The sequence below is a fragment of the Kurthia sp. 11kri321 genome, assembly GCF_001534765.1.
Taxonomy (GTDB): Bacteria; Bacillota; Bacilli; order Bacillales_A; family Planococcaceae; genus Kurthia; species Kurthia gibsonii.
Genome location: NZ_CP013217.1, coordinates 621782 through 644868 on the forward strand (window position 1 = coordinate 621782; position 23087 = coordinate 644868).

Consider the following 23087-nt stretch of genomic DNA (forward strand, 5'->3'; position numbering starts at 1 on the left):
ATGACAACAATTCAAGTAACGAACCCTGCAACGGGTGAAATTATTCATACGCTAACACGAAGTGAAGAAGCAGAAGTAGTTGAAAAAGTAGATCGTTCTAAAGAAGCTTACACGTCATGGAAGAAGTTAAGTGCGCATGAACGTTCAGCTCTTTTAATGAAGTGGGCAGCGATGATTCGCACAAATCGCCAAGAACTAGGTGAACTCATCACATTAGAGAATGGAAAACCATTAGCAGAAGCGCTAGGTGAAGTAGACTACGCAGTGAGTTATATTGATTGGTATGCGGAAGAAGCGAAACGTGTATATGGACGTACGGTTCCGGCGCATGTACAAAACAAACGTATTGTTGTAACGAAAGAACCGATTGGTGTCGTAGCAGCGATTACGCCATGGAACTTCCCAGCAGCGATGATGACGCGTAAAGCAGCACCAGCACTCGCAGCAGGTTGTACATTCATTGTGAAACCAGCAGAGGAAACACCGCTGACAACGATTCGTTTAATCGAATTAGCGCATAAAGCGGGGATTCCAGAAGATGCTGTACAATACGTATTAGGTGATGCGCCAATGGTAGGCGACGTATTTACGTCACATCCAGCGATTCGTAAAATTACATTTACAGGTTCGACACCAATTGGTAAACTACTCATGCAAAAATGTGCGGATACAGTGAAGCATGCAACAATGGAATTAGGTGGTCATGCGCCAATTATTGTAGCAGAAGATGCAAATTTAGATTTAGCTGTACAGCAAACGGTTATGGCAAAGTTCCGTAATGCAGGTCAAACATGTGTCTCACCGAATCGTCTCATCGTACATGAGAATGTTGTAGAAGCGTTTACAGAGAAGTTGGTAGAACGCGTTCGTAAGTTGAAGATGGGTAATGGTTTAGAGGCCGATGTGGATTTAGGTCCAATCATTAATAAAAAAGGCTTCGATAAAATCAAACAACAAATTGAAGAAGCCACTTCAAAAGGTGCGGAAGTTCTTTGCGGTAATCAATATGATTTTGATGATGAAAAAGGTTACTATTTCGTAGAGCCAACTGTCCTAACAAATGTGGATCTATCTTCTCAAATTATGCATGAAGAAACATTTGGGCCAGTCATTCCGATTACTACTTTTGAGTCATTTGATGAAGCGATTCAAATTGCGAATGATACGCCATATGGTTTAGCGACATACTTCTTCACAGAAAGCTATAAAACAGGACTATACTTCAGTGAAAACTTACAATATGGTATTGTCGGTTGGAATGATGGTGCGCCGTCTGGTGCGCATATTCCATTCGGTGGTATGAAGGAATCAGGTATTGGACGTGAAGGTGGCGTCGAAGGAATTGAGCCGTATTTAGAAACAAAATATATCTCAATAGGCTTATAAACCACATAACAAAGAGGTCAAGGGAATTTTTCCCTGACCTCTTTTCATTTTAAACAACTTCTGTGTTTTGAACTGCTTTTTTCTCTTTTGCTTGTAATGAATCACTATACCTTTTGATGTGCTTATCAAATACAAAGTTACCAAAAGGAATAAAGGCTACTGCACCTGCAATAACACTGTAGAAAAATGCCCATTTTACACGCAATTGCACGATAAGAATTGCAATTGCATATGTAATAAAGATTGCGCCATGCACACTACCTGTAATACGAACTGCGATTGGCAGATCTGCAAAATATTTTAACGGCATCGCAATACCGAGTAAGACTAATAATGAAATACCATCCCAAATGCCCATTGTACGTAAAAATTTAATCTCTTTTCTTTCCAAACATGAACACCTCCACTTTTCTTCTAGTATGTCGGGTGAATATGAATAGAATATGAACAGAAAAAGGTTAAAAATACCAATTTAGCGAAAAAACATTGTTTTAAAAAGAAATTAGGAAGCGTTTCCAGAAAAAAATTTAATAAATATAAAAAAGATAAGAAATGTAGAATAAATAAAGCTTTTGAAGATTTTTTATGTGAGGAAAACTGACATATTAAAAAGAATATTCAGAAAAAACATTTGACTACATCGTTTTTTTCTGTAAAATATGAAATATAAAACTTTCATGTTAGGAAAACTGACATGAATAAAATTTGGGAGGTTATGCAATGGATGTTTCTTTTTTAATGAACAGTTTGTGGACAATGTTAGGTGCAATTTTAGTCGTATTTATGATTGGTGGTTTTATCTTATTAGAAGCAGGGTCAACTCGCATGAAAAATGCAGGACATGTTGCGAGTAAGACAGTCTTTACATTTGGTCTCGCTTCACTCGTATTTTGGGCAGTAGGTTACGCTTTTATATTCGGTAGTAATGCAAACTTCTTCGTCGGTATGACCGACTTCTTCTTTTCAGGTGAGCAAATTAAAGATGCGAGCCTTTCTACAACCGTCTTCTTTTTATTCCAACTTGCTTTTGCAGGGATTTCTGTAACCGTCGCACTCGGTGGTTTTGCAGAAAGAGCAAAGTTCTCTGTATATGTCATCTTCACTATTCTATTTAGCGCACTCATCTATCCTGTCATCGCACATTGGATTTGGGGTGGTGGCTGGTTAGCAGAACGCGGTGAACAAGATTTCGCTGGTTCAACAGTCGTCCATTTAACTGGAGCGATGGCGGCACTTGCTGCAACAATGCTCTTAAAACCACGTATTGGTAAATTTAATAAAGATGGCTCAGCTAATCGTATTACTGGTCATAACCAAGTTTATACAGCACTTGCTGTTTTGATTTTATGGGTAGGTTGGTTTGGTTTTAATGCAGGTTCAACTGTATCAGTAGATGAAGCTTTCTTCGGATTTGTAGCTGTAAATACGAACTTAGCTGCCGCAGCAGGTGCTGTTGCTGCAACTTTAATTTCATGGGTAGTACTTGGCAAACCGGATATTCCGTCTATTTTAAACGGAGCATTAGCTGGGTTAGTCGCTATTACAGCTGCTTGTGCGTTCGTTGACGTATATGCATCTGTCATCATCGGTTTTATCGCTGGAATCGTTTGTTTCTATAGCGCTCGTTTCTTGGAAGCGCGACGTATTGATGATCCGATTTTTGCATTATCTGTGCATGGTGTACCAGGGATTTGGGGAACGCTATCAACTGGATTATTTGCAACACCTGAATTAGCTGTAGTCGGCAAAGCGGGTTTATTCTATGGTGGTGGTTTCGAACAATTATGGGTTCAAACACTAGGTGTTGTGACATGTGGTGCTTTTGCATTCTTCGGGTCATATATCATCTTGTATATCATGAAAAAAATCATGGGAACTTTACGTGTGACACAAGAGGAAGAAATTATGGGACTTGATTTAAGTGAACATGGTAGTTTTGGTTATCCAGAACATATGAAGCGTCGTGAACAAGAAGTGTGGAGTGAAGTCGATGAGAAGCTACACAGAAATTAAAGAATGGTTAGAAGATGTTCAGCAAGATGAGCTCGGCATTCGTTCTTTAAATGGTCTATATGATCGGGCGATGATTCAAGTCATTCGAATTGCACTAAAAAAATACCCTGAGCCACCTTGTCACTTCGCATGGTTTGTAATCGGTAGTGGTGGACGCAGAGAATTAGTTCCAACAAGTGATCAAGACCACGGCATTATGTATAGAGAGGATGGACATGAGCGCTATTTTCAACAATTAGGACAAGAGATTGCAGATGGTCTACACCAAATTGGCTTTTCTTACTGTGATGGTGGCGTTATGGCGAGTGAACGTGCATGGTGTCGTTCGCTAAATGAATGGCAAAAACAACTCATGGAATGGTATTGCAGTGATGACATAACAGCGACTCGTCATTTGCAAATGCTTTATGATTTACGCATTGTCTATGGGGATAAATCATATGAACAGATGGTGAAAAACTGGACGGAACCTCAAAGTCATGAACAACTTGAAAAATATATTTGTACGACGACGTGGGTAAAAAAAAGTATGACACCATTAGGGAAATTGATTTTAGAAAAATCGAAATATTTCGATTTTAAAAATGCAGTATATGTACCTTACATCAATAGTAGAAGATTACAAAAGATGGCGGGTATGCAACAAGATTGTAAGCTATATGATGCCATTATGGAAATTCGAATGACAGAGCCTTCTTTCGTCGAAATTCAGCCATCCAATCGAAAAGCTATAAAAGAACTTGTGAAATCGGTTCGTAAATTACACAATGATGTGAGAGAAAAAATTGGAATCGGGTGTTCATAATGAATTTTTCAACCTTATTTCGTCAGCTCGTTGGGCGTGGACATACGGGACTGACGAATGAAGTCGCTTCGAAAGAGCAAATGGCTTATTTACGAAGACTAGAGAAAACGGTTCGATTAGCACGTGATTTTGACCAACCTTTTCATCAAAATGAATTTGTCATATTGGATATCGAGACAACAGGTTTTGAGGCATTAAGAGGAGATGAAATCTTATCGATTGGTGCCATTAAAGTAAGGGGAAATAAGGTAACAACGGAGCAATTTTATGCGCTGACGAAAATTCAAGGGTGGATTTCAAAAGAGGTAGAAGAACTGACGGGAATCACAAATAAAGAGATTGCAAATGCATTTCCGTTAAGGGATGTATTGGAACAATTTATGCGATTTATCGGACACCGACCTTTGATTGCTCATCATGCCCAACATGAACGTGATTTTTTAGAAACGTATTATTTAAAATGTTTTCAAAAGAAATTCCAACATCGCATTATTGATACGCATATCGCACTGCAAGTATGTGATGTAACGTCTTCTGTTATAACATTAGATGAAGCATGTACACATTATCAAGTGCCGATTAAAAATCGTCATCATGCTTTAGGAGATGCACAGTTAACAGCGCAGCTCTGGCTTGCCTTAGTCGAACAATTACAGGAATATGACATCAATACATTAGAACAACTCTATAGTCAATATATTCAAAGGTAGGTTAAAATTTGTGTTTTTTGGTTATGGTGTATACGATAAAAGGGAACTATAACTAAAGGAGAGATGCGAGTATGTATCGTAAAGTAGATGATTTTATTCGAGATTGGAACTATTCAGCAGCAGGAACTTTAAAAGCGATTGAGGCATTAGAAGATGATAAACTCGATCAAGCAATTGTTGAAGGGCATAACACATTAGGGTGGTTAAGTAGTCATTTAGTAGATGCACCGAGTTTCTTCGGTGGATTAGCAGGGCTTGATGTACCGTCTATTCCAGAAGGTGAAAAACCAACAACGGTAAAAGAACTAGAAGAAGCTTATAAGAAAAAAGCAGCGAAAGTAGAAGAAGAAGCAACAAAACTATCTGATCACGATTTAGAGCGCAGAGTAGAAGCTTTCGGAAAAAATATGCCTGTTGGACAAGTACTTCGTAGTATGATTGACCACCAAACGCATCACCGTGGTCAGATGACGGTGTTAATTCGTCAAGCTGAACTACCTGTTCCACCAATTATGGGACCAACAATTGAGCAAGCTTAATTAAAAAATAGAAGTTGCATCGATGTGATGTAGCTTCTTTTTTATTTTGTTATGTATTTAGAGGGCGCGGTAAAAAGGTATACATAAATGAAACAATTTAAACGAATCATTCGTATTACTTAAATGGAACCATTTGGATGGGTGAACCGTCCTCATATGCGGTCATATTGAATAAATCAAATGATGTATAATAGAAGCAATGATAAAGGAGGATTTACATGGATGCAGAACAGAGAAGACAAGATCGCAAAAAAATGAATAAGCGTACACGTCTACTACTAGGTGTTATTATTTTATCGTTAATCGAAATTATTTATTTCTACTTCATGGGAAAACCTTATAATTATGTGAATGGTTTAGATGATTTAATTGATTATATTATAGTAGGGAATATCGCTTTTTTTGTTGTGTATTTTGTGTTAATTGATGGGAATCAATTCCGAAAAAAATATATGTTATTTGCTGCAGCCTACGCGTTATTATTAGCAGCGCCATTCTTTTTTCATTCAAAAATGCCACAAACAAAAGTGGAAGAAGCACAAGCTCTTATTGTACGAACTGAAGGTGGTAAAGTGATTAAAGACCGAGATTATGCAAATGTGATTAAAACATATGAAGGAAAAGAAGTGTATTTAGTTGCTGTTGAAAAAGGTGATCGTGTATACCGTTATGCGTTTGACCCAGATAATCAACAATACTATTCTTTTTCTAAGTAAGGGGAGAATTAGATGACAGCGCATCGCTTTATATTGGAAGCGCAGTGGCCTGGTGGTAGAAATGAAGTGGGAACAATTTCTTCGGGTCAGCTCCAAACGAAAATTTCGATACCAAAAGAGATGGATGGACCTGGAGTGGGCACGAATCCAGATGAGATGTTGTTAGGTGCTGCAGCTACATGTTATTTGATTTCCTATGCAGCGATGTTGGAACGCGCGAAAATTATTCCTGTTGATTTAACGCTATCATCAGCAGGAATTGTCGATGTGACAAATGGTGTTTTCACATATGAAAAAATTACACACCATCCAACTATTTTGTTAGAAAAAAATACAGATGAGCGCACGCAGCGAATGGTACAACGATTAGCTGAAAAGGCCGAAAAAACGTGTATGATTTCAAAGGCGATTCGTGGAAATGTCGAATTAGCGCTAAATGTAACGATTCAATTTGCGAATGAATAGCGAAGAGCGTGTTCAAAGAAATCTTCTTTGAGCACTTTTTTTGTTATACTAGAAGAAAGAATAGAGGAGATATTACATGACACAACCACATATTATGCTTGTGGATGGTATGGCATTACTATTCCGCTCATACCATGCGACAGCACCAATGAATCAATTTTTTAGAAAAAAAGATGGTACACCAACGAATGGTGTTCAAGGATTTGCGAGACATGTGCTAAGTGCGCAATCGATTATGAATCCGACCCACCTCGCAATTTGCTGGGATATGGGTTCGCAAACATTTCGTAATGACTTATTTGAAGGCTATAAAGCACATCGTCCTGAACCACCTGAGGAGATGAAACCACAATTTGATTTGGCGCGCCAAATTTCAGATTTAATTGGTTGGAAAAGTTTTGGTCAAGTAGGAATGGAAGCAGACGATACGATTGGATCGCTCGTTGAAAAATGGAAGTCTGATGCGAAGATTACAGTTATTAGCGGTGATAAAGACTTACTACAACTATTAAACCCGAATACAACGATTGCTTTAACAAAAAAAGGTTACTCAGAATATAATCCTTACACAATTGAACGTTTTGAAGAAGAGTATGCGATTGCACCAGAACGTTTTGCAGATGTAAAAGCATTTATGGGTGATTCGGGTGATGGATATCCAGGTGTAAAAGGGATTGGACCAAAAACAGCTCTTCAACTCATTCAAAAATATGGAACAGTAGAAGGAGTTTTAGCTTCGATTGACGAATTAACACCAGGACAACGAAAAAAAATTGAAGCAGATGAAGAAATGTTGAAACTATCGCTACAATTAGCACGTATAAAAACAGATTTGATGATTGAGACAACAGTCGATGAATTAGCTTTACCAACTTGGAATGAAGAGAAATTTGAGCGCTTAATGGCAGAGGAGTATAGTTTGGTAGTAAGACATATAACATCATTAATGCGTTAGACAGGAGTGAGCAACATGAGAATTTCGGTCATGATTCTATGTGTATGTAGTGCAGCACTAGGTGTTTTCATGCTACTGACAAAGCAATTTCAATATTTACCGTTAGTCAATGTCTTTATGTGTATCGTGTTTCTTATGCTTGCATATCGAGAGTATAAAGAGCGAAAAGATTTGACGACGGTATGGATTTTGATCTTAGCGGCAGTTATTATTTTTGTTTTTACAGCAATAGGCGTATTTCTATAAAATAAAAAAACCGTTGACTACGGATTCTACAAAAAATAGAAGAGGTAGTCGAACGGTTTTTTTATGATTTAATTTGCATGCGGTCAATGACGAATTGATTAAATTCTTCTACATTGCCTTGTTCGATATCTGATAAAATATGACGTTCACCTTGGTTATAAAAAATCACTTCGTCGGGATGTAAGATGACTGCATCAATTTCATAATAATCAAATGTTAAAAATGCTGAATCATCGTGCGCATAAAAACAGATGCGTTCGTTTGTTGCAAATAAAGTCCCTTTTGTCTCCGCGTGGACATAAGCGAAATTCCCAACTAATTGCACTTGAACACGTTCATTTTTATTTAAAAAAGCATGTAAGTGTGTAGAGATTGATGTTGTATTTTCCATATGAAGCACCTCGCTTATTTTTATATTATATATCCGTATACCTTTTATACCGTCTATGTAAACCTCATATGTTAAAAGAAAAGGGACATTTAAGCCCCTGTTTCTTCAGATTCTTGTTCTTGAAATAGACGGTATGCTGATTTCTTCTTCCAAGCTGATTGAACAAATTGCATAAAATGATGTAAATTCGCTTCTTCGATATGTGAAATGGAGTATCTTTTATTTTTGGTTAAAATAATAATTTCACGACCGCTTAACACTCGATTTCGCTGATAAATAGCTTCAATCTGTTCGTATGAAATACTGCGAATCTGATAGCTTTCATCATCTGTCATGCACAAGTAAATATGTTCGGTTGTAGCAGCTACTAAAGTCGAACATTTAAACAAACGATTCATTTTCTCATCTGCATGAAGACCATTTAAAGAATATTCAATCTTTTCGTGTGGTAATAACGTTTTATAGAGCGCTTCCTGTGCATATATGTCCATAAAGGTGCACCTTCCTACATTCAATTTTAAAATTTATACCACGAAGAAAGTAAAATAAAACACTATTTTGGCCGAATTCCTATAAATGTGAGTGCATGTGCATTTGGTGCATAAGGAATTTCATGTGTTCGACTAGCTCGATTCGGTGTACCTAAATCTTCAACGATTAAATAAAGACCATCTCGTTTCCAATAGAATCCCGTCATAACCGTCCAATGATATTTAAAATAAGAAGGGCGATTTAATTTCCAAGTAAAATAGCGGTCGAATTTAACAGCTACTGGCTGTTTTTGTTGAATCCAATGTATAGCTTCAAAGAGCCGTAATGTTCGAACTGAATAGTTGCCCTGCACAGCCCTCGGTAAAAACCAATGAATAAAAGCAGCAGGTAATCCAATCTTTGTACAATGTAGTGCTTTGTAAAGTTGATTAATAGACAGAGCATCATCTTTATAAAAATGTAGAATCGAAGCAACTGCAGTAGGACCACAAGCGGAAGAACGATAAGATTTTTTAACATTTGAATCATATTGTGAATAGACGGGACAATCAAAATTAATCTTCATTTTTTAAATTCTCTGTAAAAAAATGTAGTTCTTTATAAAGATGTTCAAGAGCTAGGCGATATGTTGGATAAGTCTCCAACTGCTCATTAAAACCAGATTTAACAAAATTGAAAATCACTTCAGGTTGAAATCCTGTATAAACAACGCGAATTCCTACAACAGTTAAAGTCGTGTGTAGATTACGTAAAGCATCCGATAATTCATCGGTCGACATCATAATCGTATTTTTGTGCGAAATTCCTGTGAAGTCCATAATGACGGTTTTTACATGGCGATGTTCTTGTAAGTAGTTGAATAACTTTGCTTCAATTTGTGTAATGCGCTCTTGAAATAAATGACCACTTAAAGGCATGAGCAATGTATTGTTTAAGCTGGATTCGATTAATGGAACAGACATTTCTTTAATAATCGATTTGTACTGCGCTATTTCATGACGTAGTAAAGTAATTTGATCTTCTAAATTCTGTGCCACCCATCATCACATCCTCTAACTGATTTTCTTAAGTATAGCCGAAAAGTAGTAGTTGGGTAAATATAGTAATATGACAAATAAAAGTTTTTAAGTAGAAAAATGGATTGTTCAGAAAGAAAAAAACTAGCATGATGAAAATTCACGCTAGTTTGGAGTGATTAACTTCATCACTCATTAGATATTTGCATCTAAGTATTCAGTTACTTGTTCAGGTGATTTAGCATTTGCACTGTGTAAGTGTGCTAGTTTTTCACCATTTTGGAAGATTAGTAAACTAGGAATACCCATTACATCATATTTTTCAGCTAATTCAGGTAGTTCATCACGATTTAATTCATACCAGTCAAATTGTGTGTACTTTTCGATGATTGGATCGATGAACATGTTCATACGTGTACAGTCTGGGCACCAGCCTGCGTAAAATTTAACAAGCACTTTTTTGTCAGTCGAAATAAGTTCGTTGAATTGTTCAACAGTTGTAATTGGTTTCATTATGAAATCCCTCCTATGTATTATTATTCTACAATTTTTTAGAGAAAACGCATAGTATGTTGTACCGAGTACGGAATAAAGGACAGAAAATGTGTATAATAAAGAAAAAATATACTTTTATTAGAAAAATCGTATTTTTTCGTTGCAATCATTTTTAGATTGGCATAGAATGGGTTTATAAGCCAATGGCTATTTTTTTTAATCAAAAAATGAATGGTTATTCATTCAATGTGGAAGGGGCGAGTTGTTCATGGTAAGACGTATTCAAAAAGCAGCTGTTCTTGGTTCGGGCGTCATGGGTTCAGGAATTGCAGCACACTTAGCGAATTGTGGGATTGATACCTACTTATTCGATATCGTACCACCGACATTAACAGAAGAAGATCAGGCGAAGGGGTTCACTGTTGAACATCCAGCGTTTCGAAATAAATTTGCTAATACGGCAATTCAGAAGTTACAAAAGCAAAAACCTGCACCACTTACAACCAAGAGAAGTCTACAGAGAATTACAACGGGGAATTTAGAAGATGATGCTCATCGCTTAGGCGAAGTTGATTGGATTATCGAAGTTGTAACTGAAAATTTAGAGATTAAAAAAGCACTCTATACAAAAATCGATGCTGTTCGAAAAGAAGGAACGATTGTTAGTTCAAATACATCGGGAATTAGTATTGATACCATGGCAGATGGACGTTCAGATGATTTCAAAAAGCATTTTTTAGGAACACATTTCTTCAATCCACCTCGCTACCTAAAATTACTTGAAGTCGTACCATCCTCTTATACAGATGAGTCGATTGTTCAATTTATGAAAACATTCGGAGAAGATGTATTAGGAAAAGGTGTTGTTATTGCAAAAGATACACCGAACTTTATCGCAAATCGTATTGGCACATATGGGCTGCTAAAAACATTACAAGTCATGCTAGAAGACGGTTATTCAGTTGGTGAAGTGGATTCCGTAACAGGACCACTAATTGGACGACCAAAATCAGCGACACTTCGTACATTAGATGTTGTAGGTCTGGATACATTTATCCATGTAGCGAATACGGTGTATCACAAAACAGACGGTGAAGAACAGCGTGTATTTGAAGTACCGGCACATATGCAGAAGATGGTCGATGCAGGTCACTTAGGAGCGAAATCAGGTAAAGGATACTTTGTAAAACAAGGAAAAGAGATTTTAGAGTTGAACATTGAAACATTTGAATATGTACCAACAACTAAATTGCAAGCTCCTTCAATTGAACAAAGTAAACAACTAAAAGGCTTATCGAATCGTTTAAAACATTTAATTTATGCAGAGGATCGTGCGGGTGAATTATTATGGAAGATTATTAGTCCAACACTTGTATATGCAGCTGAAAAACATGGTGAAATTGCAGATGATATCGTAGCGATTGATGAAGCAATGCGCTGGGGGTTCGGTTGGTCGCAAGGACCATTTGAGATGTGGGATGCAATCGGTGTTGAACGCGCAGTTCAAAGATTGGAAGAACAAGGACAAAAAATTCCGACTTTCGTTCAACAACTATTAGCAGAAGGACATCAAACTTTCTATAAAGAGATTGATCATGTACTACACTACTATAATGGTGAAACGTATGTAGCTGTTCCAAAGAATGAAAAAGAAATCAATTTAAAAACATATAAAAAACAGCATGGTGTATTAAAGTCGAATGCTGGTGCAAGCGTAATCGATTTTGGAGATGGTGTATTACTACTAGAATTCCACTCGAAATCAAATGCACTCGGATTAGACATTATGCAAATGCTAACACATGCACTTGATTTATTAGATACATCAGACGATTACAAAGGACTTGTGATTGGGAATCAAGGTAAAAACTTCTCAGTTGGTGCGAACCTTGCCATGATTTTAATGGAAGCAGAAGACGATGCTCTATTCGAATTAGATTATATCGTGCGCCAATTCCAACAAGGTACACTTCGTATGAAATATAGTAAAAAGCCTGTTGTTGCAGCACCATTCGGCATGACGCTCGGTGGTGGAACAGAAGTATGTTTACCAGCAGCACATATTCAAGCGACAACAGAAACGTATATGGGGCTTGTTGAAGCAGGTGTGGGCTTATTACCAGGCGGTGGCGGTAATAAAGAATTATATATGAAACACTTAAAAGGTTTACCGAAAGATGTAGCAGTTGACTATGTGCAAGTAGCAGCATCGGTATTCGAAAAAATTGCAACAGCGAAAACATCTACTTCAGGTGAAGAAGCACGTGACTTAGGTTTCTTAAATCAAGCAGACGCTGTCAGTGTGAATCCAGATCATCAATTATATGATGCTAAACAAGCCGTACTTGGTTTAGTTCAAGCTGGTTATCAAGCACCAGTGCGAGAAAAAGTGCCTGTATCGGGTGCGCCAGGGTATGCAGCCTTATTACTAGGAGCAGATGCCATGTTGAAATCAGGTTATATCTCGCCATATGATTTAGAAATTGCGAAAAAAATTGCACATGTATTAGCAGGCGGACTCGTACCATATGGTTCTCTTGTAGATGAAGAATATTTATTAGACTTAGAGCGTGAAGCCTTTTTATCACTTGTTGCACAGCCAAAAACACAGGCGCGTATGCAACATATGTTAATCAAAGGTAAGCCACTAAGAAACTAAGAGGGGGGATCTGAATTATGCGTGAAGCAGTCATCGTAGCAGGTGCTAGAACACCAATTGGAAAAGCAAAAAAAGGCTCGTTAAAGCAAGTAAGACCAGATGATTTAGGTGGACTTGTTGTGAAAGAAGCTCTAAAACGAGCAAATTATACAGGTGAAGTGGAAGATTTAATTATCGGTTGTGCCATGCCAGAAGCAGAACAAGGGCTAAATGTAGCACGTAATATCGGTGCGTTGGCAGGATTGCCTGATACAACTTCAGCTATTACAGTGAACCGCTTCTGTTCATCAGGTTTACAAGCGATTGCATATGCAGCTGAAAAAATTATGCTCGGACATGCAAAAGCCATTGTAGCTGGTGGAATTGAGTCGATGAGTATGGTGCCAATGATGGGGAATGTTATTCGACCAAATGCGAAATTAGCAGAGGAAGCGCCTGAGTATTATATCGGAATGGGGCATACAGCAGAAGCTGTTGCAAGTAAGTATGGTGTGACGCGAGAAGAACAAGATGCGTTTGCTGTACGTTCACACGAAAGAGCGGCACAGGCAATTGCTGAAGGCAAATTTAATGATGAAATCGTACCAGTAGAAGTAACGGAACGTTTTGTAGATGAGCAAAATAAACTACAAGAAAAGACATTCACTTTCAAAATGGATGAAGGCGTTAGACAAGGAACGAGTGTTGAAACGTTACAAAAATTGCGTCCAGCCTTTCATGTGAAAGGGAGTGTTACAGCAGGGAATGCTTCTCAAACATCGGACGGAGCAGCAGCTGTACTCGTGATGGACCGCGAGGAAGCAGAGGCGCAAGGGTTACAACCAATGGCGAAGTTTTTAGGGTTTGCTGTTGGCGGTGTACCACCTGAAATTATGGGAATTGGTCCTGTAGTTGCGGTACCAAAAGCTTTAAAAATTGCAGGCTTAACGATTGAAGATATTGATTTATGGGAGATAAATGAGGCGTTTGCTTCACAGTCGATTCAAGTAGTAAAAGAGCTAGGAATTGATCTTGAAAAAGTGAATGTTAATGGTGGTGCAATTGCGCTTGGACATCCACTTGGCGCAACAGGAGCGATTTTAACATTAAAACTATTACATGAACTAAAAAGACAAGGGAAAAAATATGGTGTTGTGACAATGTGTATCGGTGGCGGTATGGGTGCAGCAGGCGTATTTGAAATGATCTAACAAACATATGAGGAGGAATTGATTATGACAGAAAACACACAAAAGCACGTAGTAAAAGGCGGTAGTTTTTTAACGGAGGATGCAGAGTTCCAACATATCTTTACACCAGAAGATTTTACAGATGAACAGTTAATGATTGCGAAAACAACGGAAGATTATTTGCATAATGAAGTGTTACCAGTCGTACCAAATCTAGAAAATCATGAGTTTGAACATTCAGTAAAACTACTGAAAAAAGCAGGCGATTTAGGTCTACTTGCTGCCGATGTACCAGAAGAATATGGTGGTCTTGGACTGGATAAAGTATCTTCAGCATTAATCGCTGAAAAGATTTCCCCAGCTGGTGGCTTCTCGATTACGCATGGTGCGCATGTCGGAATTGGTTCATTACCAATCGTGTTGTTCGGTAATGAAGAACAAAAGTCGAAATATTTACCGAAGTTAGCATCAGGTGAATTATTAGCAGCTTATGCGTTAACAGAGCCAGGTTCAGGATCAGATGCACTAGGTGCGAAAACAGTAGCTCGTTTAAATGAAGCAGGTACACATTACGTACTAAATGGTGAAAAACAATGGATTACAAATTCAGCATTTGCAGATGTTTTCATTGTCTATGCAAAAGTCGATGGTGATAAATTCTCAGCGTTTATTGTAGAACGTGAGTATGACGGTGTTTCAACAGGAGCAGAAGAGAAGAAGATGGGGATTAAATCATCTTCAACACGTACATTGATTTTAGAAGATGTTGCAGTTCCTATTGAAAACTTACTAGGTGAAGTTGGACGTGGTCATGTGATTGCATTCAACATTCTAAATATTGGACGTTATAAACTTGGGGTAGGTACAGTGGGTGCTTCAAAACGCGCATTAGAGTTAGCAATTAAATATACGAATGAGCGTAAACAATTTGGTACAGCTATTTCTTCATTTAACCTAACAAAAGAAAAATTAGCGACAATGGCAGCACAAATTTATGCGTCTGAATCATTAATCTATCGTACAGTAGGCTACTTTGAAGATCGTATGAGCCAATTAACAGAAGCAGAAATAAAAGACGGTAAAGAAGTAGCAGCTGCGATTGCAGAGTATGCGATTGAATGTTCAATCAATAAAGTGTTTGGTTCAGAAACACTTGATTATGTGGTAGATGAAGCAGTTCAGTTACACGGTGGATATGGTTATATGCAAGAATACGAAGTAGAACGTATTTACCGCGATTCACGTATTAACCGTATTTTCGAAGGTACAAACGAAATTAACCGTCTGATTGTACCAGGAACATTTATGAAGAAAGCGATGAAAGGTGAATTACCACTTCTACAACAAGCACAAGCATTACAAGCTGAGCTACTTTCAATGATGCCAGAAGAAATCGGCACAGAAACATTAGCCCAGGAAAAATATCTTGTGAAGATGGCGAAGAAAATCGCTCTTCTTGCAGCAGGTACAGCGGCAATGAAATATGGTCCAAAACTTGAAAATGAGCAAGAAGTATTAGTGAATATCGCAAATATCGCAAATCAATTATTTGCAATGGAGTCAGTAGTATTACGTACCGAAAAAGCCATTGCACGTGATGGTGAAGCAAAAGCAAATCAAAAAGTATTATATACAGAAATTTTTGTACAAGAAGCATTTGCTGAAATCGAAAAAGAAGCAAAAGAAACATTGCTAACAGCGACTGAAGGAGACGAGTTACGTATGTTATTATCGGCACTACGTAAATTAGGACGTCACACACCGTACAATATTGTCGCGAAAAAACGCGAAGCTACAGGCAAATTAATTGAAAATGAAAAGTATATTGTTTAATATTCTTAACGTAAATAGTAACCTTAGAGTATGATATCGTACTCTAAGGTTTTTTTGATTCTTTTTTCAGTAATAATTATTAATTTTTTCTCATTTTTATACTTTATCATGCTTCGAAAATCATTATTAGTGAAATTTCAGACATATATTTTAAAAGAAATTATGATAAAAGAACTAAAAAATCTATATTTTTGTTGTGTAAAAAAGTATAATGTGAATACTATAATTAATGGGGGTCTCATCTTAATGAGAGAGTTACAAGAGCGTGAACAAGTAACGATGAATGATTTATTGATGAAAGCATTAGAAGCTAATCTAGCTGTGATTCGCTTTGATACGAATCGCAATGTTACATATGCAAGTAAGCCATTTGCAGAAGCTATGGGGTATTCGGTAGAGGAATTAATCGGTAAAAAACATGCTGAGCTGTGTTTAACAGAGTTTGCAAATAGTTTTGAGTATGAAAAATTTTGGCGTAGTTTGCTATCTGGAAAAAGCTTTCAAGATAAAGTAGAAAGAAAGCATGCGAATGGAAAAAGTGTCTGGTTAGAAGCAACATATATGCCGATTCGTGATGAACGTTTTAAAGTAATTGGCATTATGAAAATTGCATTTGATATTACAGAGAGAAATAATCAAATGATTGATTTAGCAACTGCTTTAAAAACCATGTCAGATGATCTGAATGTTCTATCTGACGCAGGTAAAGATCATGTAGCTAATTTGAATGAAAATTTTCATACAGTTGTTGAAATTTCAAATCAAAATCAGCAATCTGTTCATCAATTAATTGAAAAGACAGATGCTATTCAAGAGATAGTAAAAGTGATTCAGCATATTGCGAAACAAACAAATTTACTCGCATTAAATGCTGGGATTGAAGCAGCACGTGCTGGGGAATATGGGTTTGGATTTAATGTTGTGGCGACGGAAGTGCGAAAATTGTCGCAAAGTGTCGATAAATCAATTGTGGATATTCGTACGATGATTAAAGATGTAACCAAACAAATCGAAGTAATTGAAAAGGCCGGAGATACCATTTCAAAGACAGTAGATTTGAATCAAGCATTTATTGGCGAAGTAGTGAAAGATTATGACTCTATTCAAAATCGTGCAGAATTGTTAAACAAACAAACAGTAACATTTGATGAATTTATTAAAAAATAAGTAATTAACTAGAAAGAGAATCGCATAGTATGATGTGGTTCTTTTTTTGTTGCTTTGAAGATTAAAATAGAAAAAAAGAGTTGTACGTAGTGACAAAATCATTCAGAATGTTCACAATTAGTTGTCTTGCAGTAAAAAGCGTTTTAATCAATTGTATTTCTTCTATATTATATAGGTAGAAACTCAATGATAAACATAGCTTGTCCTTTACAATTGGTAATTGTACATCTAGTATGGAATTTATAGATGAATCTGTGATGAAATAGGTTGCACCTTTTCTAATAGATTTATACAATAAGGATATTCAATAAGAATGGAGTGAATGATCGTGACAATCACTGTGTATCATTATCCAAAATGTACAACTTGTAAAAAAGCAATTGCTTGGTTAAAGGCAGAAGGCGTTGCATTTGATACAAAAGATCTTGTGACAGAAACACCAACAGCTGAAGAAATAAAAGAGATGCAAGAAAAAAGTGGTTTACCGCTTAAAAAATTCTTTAATACATCGGGTATGAAATATCGGGAGTTAGGATTAAAAGATCGTTTGGCAGAAATGTCAGAATCCGAACAATTAGAGTTATTAGCAAGCGATGGCATGTTGATTAAACGCCCAATTACGTACGATGGAGAGCGTGTCACAGTCGGCTTCAATGAAAATAAATTTATTGAAAATTGGAAAAAATAACTAAAATGACTTGTATTTGCAGAAAAAATATGTAACACTATAGATGAAATTAACATTACATATTTCATGGAGGGGTAAAAAAATGAGCATTCCAACTAATTTACGTTATTCAAAAGAGCATGAGTGGGTTTTACAAGAAGACGGTACAGTACGTATCGGTATTACAGAATTTGCACAATCTGAACTAGGTGACATCGTATTCGTTGAACTACCATCTGTAGGCGATGAATTAACAATCGATCAACCATTCGGTAGCGTTGAGTCTGTAAAAACAGTTTCTGAGCTATATGCACCACTTTCAGGTGAAGTAGTAGAAGTAAATGAGGAGTTAGAAGATAGCCCAGAGCTAGTAAACGAATCACCTTACGAAAAAGCTTGGATGGTTGTCGTAAAACCTTCTGACGCTGCACAACTAGAAGCTTTATTAACTGCTGAACAATATGAAGAAGTAGTCGCAGGTTAATAGCACCCCTTTCATGTAGGTGCGCGTTTTCATGCCGATTTGATTAGAAGACACTGATTTCAGTTGTCTTCTTTTTTTTATTTTTTGTAAAGTATGTAAAGTTTTTTCTATGCGCTTTTTTTATAAGCACTATTCCTACAAAAATATACCGAAAATATGGTATAAATAAAGTAAGAAAGAACAGAAAAAAGAATAAGGAATCAGATGGGATGGTGTGTATGAAGATTATTGAGAAAGTCCTCATTGTAGAAGGTAGACAAGATTGTTTACAGTTAAAGCCTATTTTGAATGAACCTGTTGAGATTGTCTGTACAAACGGAACCGTAAGTCCTCATCGTTTAGATGAACTATTACAACCTTATGAGAGTTGTGATTTTTATGCATTTTTCGATGCAGATGATATGGGCGAGAAACTTCGTAAGCTTGTACAACAAGAATATCCCAATACACATCATCTTTATACATTACCGCGTTACGGTGGTGTTGAACGCACGCCGCGTTATCATTTAGCAAAAGTGTTACAAGGAGCTAAATTTAAGATTAAGTCAGGTTACTTATTAGATAAAGGATGACAATAATGCAAGAATGGACACGTGAACAATGGGAAGAGCAAGTGAAGTCCCAAGAAAAAACAGCTTTTTACCTCTATACACCAATGTGTGGGACTTGCCAAGTTGCATCAAGAATGATGGATGTAACGGAGCAAGCAATCGAACATGTTTCAATGGGAAAAGCCAACTTAAATTATATGGAGCAATTAGCGTATGACTTTGAAATTGAAAGTGTACCTTGCCTTCTTATTACGCAAAATGGCGAGTTAGTAGAGAAAATTTATGCCTTTCAGTCAGTACCACATTTATTTGAAAAAATTTTAAAGAAGTATTGACCTTTCAATTTAGAAGTGATAAAGTATCTACAATAACTAAATGAACTTAATTCGTTGCTCTTATAAAGAGAGGTGGAGGGAAGTGCCCTATGAAGCCCGGCAACCATCACATTATGTGAAAAGGTGCCAATTCACGCAAGGACTGTATGGTCTTTGAGAGATGAGAGAACGGTTTAGCATATTTTATGATGTTTAAACCCTTCTGTTGTCTGACAGAAGGGGTTTTTTTATGAATAAAGTTCGAAAAAGGTGGGAAACAATTTGATTCAACTCAGCAATGTGACAAAACAATATAAAACTTCAAATGGTCCCCTCACAGCTGTCGATCAAGTAAACTTAACTATCCAAGATGGTGAAATCTTCGGTATTATCGGTTACAGTGGTGCTGGTAAGAGTACGATGATTCGTTTATTTAATGGCTTAGAGAAACCAACAAGTGGTTCTGTAATTGTAAATGGTGAAGATATTTCAAAAATTAAAGGCGCTAAACTTCGTGCAGCACGTCATAAAATTAGTATGGTATTCCAACATTTCAATCTACTTTGGTCAAGAACAGTAGAAGAGAATATCGCTTTTCCTTTAGAAATTGCAGGTATTGATTCAGCTGCGAAAAAGAAGAAAGTAGCTGAATTAATTGAACTTGTTGGGTTAACAGGACGCGAAAAGGCTTATCCATCACAATTATCAGGTGGTCAAAAACAACGTGTAGGGATTGCGCGTGCACTTGCAAATGACCCAGAAGTATTACTCTGTGATGAAGCTACATCAGCATTAGACCCTGAAACAACGGATTCAATTTTAGACTTATTACGCAGTGTAAATGAAAAACTCGGTATTACGATTATTTTAATTACACATGAGATGCACGTTATTCGTAAAATCTGTCATCGTGTAGCCGTAATGGAGCAAGGGAAAGTCGTAGAAGAAGGCGATGTTCTTCAAGTATTCGACGCACCACAAGCACCTGTTACACAACGATTCGTTCAACAAGTAACGAATACAGTAGGGCAACAAGAGTCGATTGAACAAATTAAAGAACAATACCAACATGGAAAGTTAATTAAATTATTCTTTGTCGGCTCAAAAACAGAGCAACCGATTATGACACAACTCATTCGTCAGTTTAATGTCGATGTAAATATTGTACATGGCAATATATCTCCGACAAAAAGTGGTCCATACGGTACGTTAATCGTACAACTTGCTGGAACAGATGAAGAAGTTGAAAAGGCAGTAGCTTATTTAACTGCTGAAGGAATTAAGTCGGAGGTGATGTCACATGAATAATGAGGCAACAGGATTATTCCCAAATGTTGATTGGGAAGGAATGTGGCAAGCCACGCTAGAAACACTTTATATGACAGGTGTTTCAACAATTATTACATTTATTTTAGGTCTAGTGCTAGGGATTATTTTATTCTTAACAGCACCGCACCAATTATGGGCGAATAAGGTTGTGAACTTTTTAACAGGAGCAATCGTGAATATTTTCCGTTCGATTCCGTTCGTTATTTTAGTTATCTTATTAATTCCATTTACAATTTTCTTAATGGGAACAATGCGTGGTGCAAATGCAGCATTACCAGCACTTATTATCGGTGCTGCACCATTCTATGCACGTATGGTATTGATTGCATTAAAAGAGATTGATCGTGGTGTGATTGAAGCAGCTCGTTCAATGGGAGCAACAACAGGAACAATCATTTGGAAAGTACTCATTCCAGAGTCTTTACCAGCGTTAATTTCAGGGATTACAGTGACGGCAGTTGCTTTAGTAGGTTATACAGCGATGGCGGGCATCATTGGTGCGGGTGGTCTAGGTTACCTAGCCTTCCAAGATGGTTTCCAACGTAGTCAAAACGACGTAACATTCGTCGCAACAGTATTGGTATTAGTTGTTGTATTCATCATTCAATTCATTGGAGATTTGATTACAGCAAAAATTGATAAACGATAAAGCAAAGAAAAGGGGAAATGAATCATGAAAACATCAAAAAAATTAGTAGCAGGTCTTTTAACAGCAGCACTAGCACTTAGTTTAGCAGCATGTGGTTCTTCAGAAAAATCAGGAGACGGCGATGAAAAAGTAATTAAAATCGGTGCTTCAAACGTACCACACGCTAAAATTCTTGAACAAGCAGAACCAATTCTTGAAAAAGAAGGCATTAAATTAGAAATCGAACCATACCAAGATTACATCTTACCGAATAAAGATTTAGATTCAAAAGATTTAGATGCGAACTTCTTCCAACACATTCCTTATTTAGAAGATCAAATCAAATCAAATGGTTATGATTTTGAAAGTGCTGGTGGCGTACACATCGAGCCAATCGGTATCTACTCTCAAAAGTATAAAAAATTAGAAGACCTTCCTAAAGGCGCGACAATTCTAGTATCAAACTCTGTAGCAGACCAAGGTCGTATTTTAACATTACTTGAAGCAAAAGGCTTAATCACGTTAAAAGACGGCGTTAAAAAATCAACAGCACAAGTAAAAGATATCGACAAAAATCCTAAAAATTTAAAAATCGATACAAAAACAGCTCCAGAATTATTAGTACAAATGTACAAAAATAACGAAGGTGATGCTGTGATTATCAACTCAAACTATGCAATTGATGCTGGTTTAGTGCCAACAAAAGATGCGATTGCAATTGAAGATTCAAACTCACCATATGTAAACGTAGTAGCAGTTCGTAAAGGTGACAAAGATAAAGAAGAAATCAAAGAATTAATGAAAGTTTTACACTCAAAAGAAATCCAAGATTACATTAACAAAGAGTGGAAAGGTTCAGTTGTTCCTGTGAATCAATAATGAATTAAAGGGTATTGCCAGTTTAGGCGATGCTCTTTATTTTTTTACATGAAAAAGCTCGGAGTAGCATGTGTAATGACACAGCTTTCCGAGCTTTTATTTTACATTCGGTTAATATCCCGTTTTCTAAGGTGTGTATAGATGATGTGAGGTTCGGGTATTCATACAACTAGATGAATTGTGTAAGACGTGAGAAGAAGGTGCTCACGAATTCTAAAAAGATTTTTTCAGATGGTGCTAATTCACGGTTATGTGGGAACACAACGCCTACATTACGTGTGAAGCTTGGCTCAGATAATGGCAAGCGCACCGTACGTCTCGGTGTCGAATCATAAAAGGCACTCTCAGGAAGTAATGTAACACCCATTCCAGCTGCTACAAGCCCTTTTAGAGCGTCCATATCTTCTCCTTCAGAACTAACGATTGGTGTGTACCCAACCGACTTACAAGCGTCCACTACGACTTTATTTAGAATAAAGCCATCTGGGAATAAAACAAAAGGTTCGTTACGAAGATCTGCTAGTTGAATTTCTTTTTTGGTTGCAAGTGGGTGTGTAGCAGGTAAAAGTGCAGATATTTTTTCTGTAAACAGAATTTTTGTATCAATGATTTCATCTTTTTTAGGGACAGGTCCTAAAAAAACAAGATTCAATTCACGATTTTTCACCGCATTGATGAGATAGCGATATGAACCTTGACGCAAGTGAAAAGATACATTCGGATGCTCTTTTTTAAATGCTGAAATGACGGTTGGTAATAAGAAGCTTGCAAGACTTGTTGGGAAGCCGATTTTAATTGTTCCTTGTTCAGGATCTAAGTATTCTTCGACTTGTTTGGCAGCGAAGTCGATGGCTTCAAGCGCAATGAGAGCGTGTTCTAAAAAGATTTTACCGATTGGTGTTAGTTTAACATTTCGTCCGATACGTTCGAATAATTCTGTACCAAGTTCTGTTTCTAAATTCGAAATTTGTCGACTGACTGCTGACTGTGCGACATGTAAAGATTCAGCAGCCTCTGATATGTGTTCTCTTTCCGCAACAGCTACAAAGTAGCGTAGTTGTCTTAATTCCATAGTTATACATCCCCTATTCATCTAAAAAAACGATTGATTCTATATAAATTATATATTGTTTATATGAATTTGTGAATTTAAAATATAAAATACAAGGGAGGAATCG

The 23087-nt window shown here is 37.0% G+C and carries 27 protein-coding genes and 1 riboswitch; of the genes, 20 read left to right on the forward strand and 7 right to left on the reverse strand.

Going from position 1 to position 23087, the window contains the following annotated elements; genetic code table 11:
• Positions 1–1386, forward strand: coding sequence for an NAD-dependent succinate-semialdehyde dehydrogenase (locus ASO14_RS03225; RefSeq protein WP_068451358.1), 1386 nt, complete (start codon positions 1–3; stop codon positions 1384–1386).
• 49 nt (positions 1387–1435) lie between these two features.
• Here ASO14_RS03225 and ASO14_RS03230 read toward each other — a convergent pair whose 3' ends face one another.
• A complete protein-coding gene (locus ASO14_RS03230; RefSeq protein ID WP_231726976.1) occupies positions 1436–1777 on the reverse strand; it encodes a DUF3817 domain-containing protein in 342 nt (113 codons plus the stop codon).
• Positions 1778–2106: 329 nt separating this feature from the next.
• Between ASO14_RS03230 and ASO14_RS03235 the strand changes: the two genes are divergently transcribed.
• The 8 genes from ASO14_RS03235 (at position 2107) to ASO14_RS03270 (ending at position 7835) form a co-directional block, all read left to right on the forward strand.
• Positions 2107–3399, forward strand: a complete 1293-nt coding sequence (locus ASO14_RS03235) for an ammonium transporter (protein ID WP_068451361.1) — start codon at positions 2107–2109, stop codon at positions 3397–3399.
• A complete protein-coding gene (locus tag ASO14_RS03240; protein WP_068451364.1) occupies positions 3377–4204 on the forward strand; it encodes a DUF294 nucleotidyltransferase-like domain-containing protein in 828 nt (275 codons plus the stop codon). Before ASO14_RS03235 ends, ASO14_RS03240 begins: the two co-directional genes overlap by 23 nt.
• On the forward strand, positions 4204–4914 hold the full coding sequence (locus ASO14_RS03245; protein ID WP_068451367.1) for an exonuclease domain-containing protein: 711 nt from the start codon (positions 4204–4206) through the stop codon (positions 4912–4914). Before ASO14_RS03240 ends, ASO14_RS03245 begins: the two co-directional genes overlap by 1 nt.
• Positions 4915–4985: 71 nt before the next feature.
• Positions 4986–5453 (forward strand): DinB family protein, encoded by a 468-nt coding sequence (locus tag ASO14_RS03250; RefSeq protein WP_068451369.1) that lies wholly within the window; start codon positions 4986–4988, stop codon positions 5451–5453.
• A 218-nt stretch (positions 5454–5671) separates the two neighbouring features.
• Positions 5672–6169, forward strand: a complete 498-nt coding sequence (locus ASO14_RS03255; RefSeq protein WP_231726977.1) for a hypothetical protein — start codon at positions 5672–5674, stop codon at positions 6167–6169.
• A 12-nt stretch (positions 6170–6181) separates the two neighbouring features.
• Positions 6182–6634 carry an OsmC family protein gene (locus tag ASO14_RS03260; protein ID WP_068451372.1) on the forward strand — a complete coding sequence of 151 codons (453 nt, stop codon included), beginning with the start codon at positions 6182–6184 and terminating at the stop codon, positions 6632–6634.
• Positions 6635–6710: 76 nt separating this feature from the next.
• Complete coding sequence (locus ASO14_RS03265) at positions 6711–7589, forward strand: 5'-3' exonuclease (RefSeq protein WP_068451375.1); 879 nt, start codon at positions 6711–6713, stop codon at positions 7587–7589.
• Between the two features lie 15 nt (positions 7590–7604).
• Entirely contained in the window at positions 7605–7835 is a 231-nt protein-coding gene (locus ASO14_RS03270) for a hypothetical protein (RefSeq protein WP_068451378.1), read from the forward strand.
• Positions 7836–7896: 61 nt separating this feature from the next.
• Here the strand turns inward: ASO14_RS03270 and ASO14_RS03275 are convergent, their stop codons facing one another.
• The 5 genes from ASO14_RS03275 to ASO14_RS03295 form a co-directional block, all read right to left on the reverse strand.
• Entirely contained in the window at positions 7897–8226 is a 330-nt protein-coding gene (locus tag ASO14_RS03275; protein WP_068451381.1) for a PH domain-containing protein, read from the reverse strand.
• An 89-nt stretch (positions 8227–8315) separates the two neighbouring features.
• On the reverse strand, positions 8316–8717 hold the full coding sequence (locus ASO14_RS03280; protein ID WP_068451384.1) for a PH domain-containing protein: 402 nt from the start codon (positions 8715–8717) through the stop codon (positions 8316–8318).
• Positions 8718–8779: 62 nt separating this feature from the next.
• Positions 8780–9283: a C39 family peptidase gene (locus tag ASO14_RS03285; RefSeq protein WP_068451387.1), complete on the reverse strand. Its 504-nt coding sequence runs from the start codon at positions 9281–9283 to the stop codon at positions 8780–8782.
• Positions 9273–9755 (reverse strand): STAS domain-containing protein, encoded by a 483-nt coding sequence (locus tag ASO14_RS03290; RefSeq protein ID WP_068451390.1) that lies wholly within the window; start codon positions 9753–9755, stop codon positions 9273–9275. Before ASO14_RS03290 ends, ASO14_RS03285 begins: the two co-directional genes overlap by 11 nt.
• A 174-nt stretch (positions 9756–9929) precedes the next feature.
• The gene (locus ASO14_RS03295; RefSeq protein WP_068451393.1) at positions 9930–10247 is read right to left on the reverse strand and encodes a thioredoxin family protein; all 318 of its coding nucleotides are present in this window, start codon (positions 10245–10247) and stop codon (positions 9930–9932) included.
• Positions 10248–10497: 250 nt separating this feature from the next.
• On the opposite strand from ASO14_RS03295, the gene ASO14_RS03300 reads away from it, so the two are divergent.
• From ASO14_RS03300 to ASO14_RS03350, 11 genes are all read left to right on the forward strand, one after another.
• On the forward strand, positions 10498–12888 hold the full coding sequence (locus tag ASO14_RS03300) for a 3-hydroxyacyl-CoA dehydrogenase/enoyl-CoA hydratase family protein (RefSeq protein WP_068451396.1): 2391 nt from the start codon (positions 10498–10500) through the stop codon (positions 12886–12888).
• Between the two features lie 17 nt (positions 12889–12905).
• Positions 12906–14078, forward strand: a complete 1173-nt coding sequence (locus ASO14_RS03305) for an acetyl-CoA C-acetyltransferase (protein ID WP_068451398.1) — start codon at positions 12906–12908, stop codon at positions 14076–14078.
• A 24-nt stretch (positions 14079–14102) separates the two neighbouring features.
• Entirely contained in the window at positions 14103–15890 is a 1788-nt protein-coding gene (locus ASO14_RS03310) for an acyl-CoA dehydrogenase FadE (protein WP_068451400.1), read from the forward strand.
• Between the two features lie 246 nt (positions 15891–16136).
• The gene (locus ASO14_RS15275; RefSeq protein WP_068451403.1) at positions 16137–17057 is read left to right on the forward strand and encodes a methyl-accepting chemotaxis protein; all 921 of its coding nucleotides are present in this window, start codon (positions 16137–16139) and stop codon (positions 17055–17057) included.
• Between the two features lie 328 nt (positions 17058–17385).
• Complete coding sequence (locus tag ASO14_RS03320) at positions 17386–17745, forward strand: arsenate reductase family protein (RefSeq protein WP_068451406.1); 360 nt, start codon at positions 17386–17388, stop codon at positions 17743–17745.
• Positions 17746–17827: 82 nt separating this feature from the next.
• On the forward strand, positions 17828–18208 hold the full coding sequence (gene gcvH, locus ASO14_RS03325) for a glycine cleavage system protein GcvH (RefSeq protein ID WP_068451409.1): 381 nt from the start codon (positions 17828–17830) through the stop codon (positions 18206–18208).
• A gap of 218 nt (positions 18209–18426) precedes the next feature.
• Entirely contained in the window at positions 18427–18780 is a 354-nt protein-coding gene (locus ASO14_RS03330) for a toprim domain-containing protein (protein ID WP_197409937.1), read from the forward strand.
• 5 nt (positions 18781–18785) lie between these two features.
• Positions 18786–19094 carry a thioredoxin family protein gene (locus ASO14_RS03335; protein WP_068451412.1) on the forward strand — a complete coding sequence of 103 codons (309 nt, stop codon included), beginning with the start codon at positions 18786–18788 and terminating at the stop codon, positions 19092–19094.
• Positions 19095–19151: 57 nt separating this feature from the next.
• A riboswitch (SAM riboswitch) is annotated at positions 19152–19261 on the forward strand.
• Between the two features lie 94 nt (positions 19262–19355).
• Positions 19356–20381, forward strand: a complete 1026-nt coding sequence (locus ASO14_RS03340) for a methionine ABC transporter ATP-binding protein (RefSeq protein WP_068451415.1) — start codon at positions 19356–19358, stop codon at positions 20379–20381.
• A complete protein-coding gene (locus ASO14_RS03345; protein ID WP_068451418.1) occupies positions 20374–21051 on the forward strand; it encodes a methionine ABC transporter permease in 678 nt (225 codons plus the stop codon). Before ASO14_RS03340 ends, ASO14_RS03345 begins: the two co-directional genes overlap by 8 nt.
• 24 nt (positions 21052–21075) lie before the next feature.
• Positions 21076–21909, forward strand: a complete 834-nt coding sequence (locus ASO14_RS03350; RefSeq protein WP_068451421.1) for a MetQ/NlpA family ABC transporter substrate-binding protein — start codon at positions 21076–21078, stop codon at positions 21907–21909.
• Between the two features lie 169 nt (positions 21910–22078).
• Here the strand turns inward: ASO14_RS03350 and ASO14_RS03355 are convergent, their stop codons facing one another.
• Complete coding sequence (locus tag ASO14_RS03355) at positions 22079–22981, reverse strand: glutamate biosynthesis transcriptional regulator GltC (protein WP_068451423.1); 903 nt, start codon at positions 22979–22981, stop codon at positions 22079–22081.
• Positions 22982–23087 lie beyond the last annotated feature (106 nt).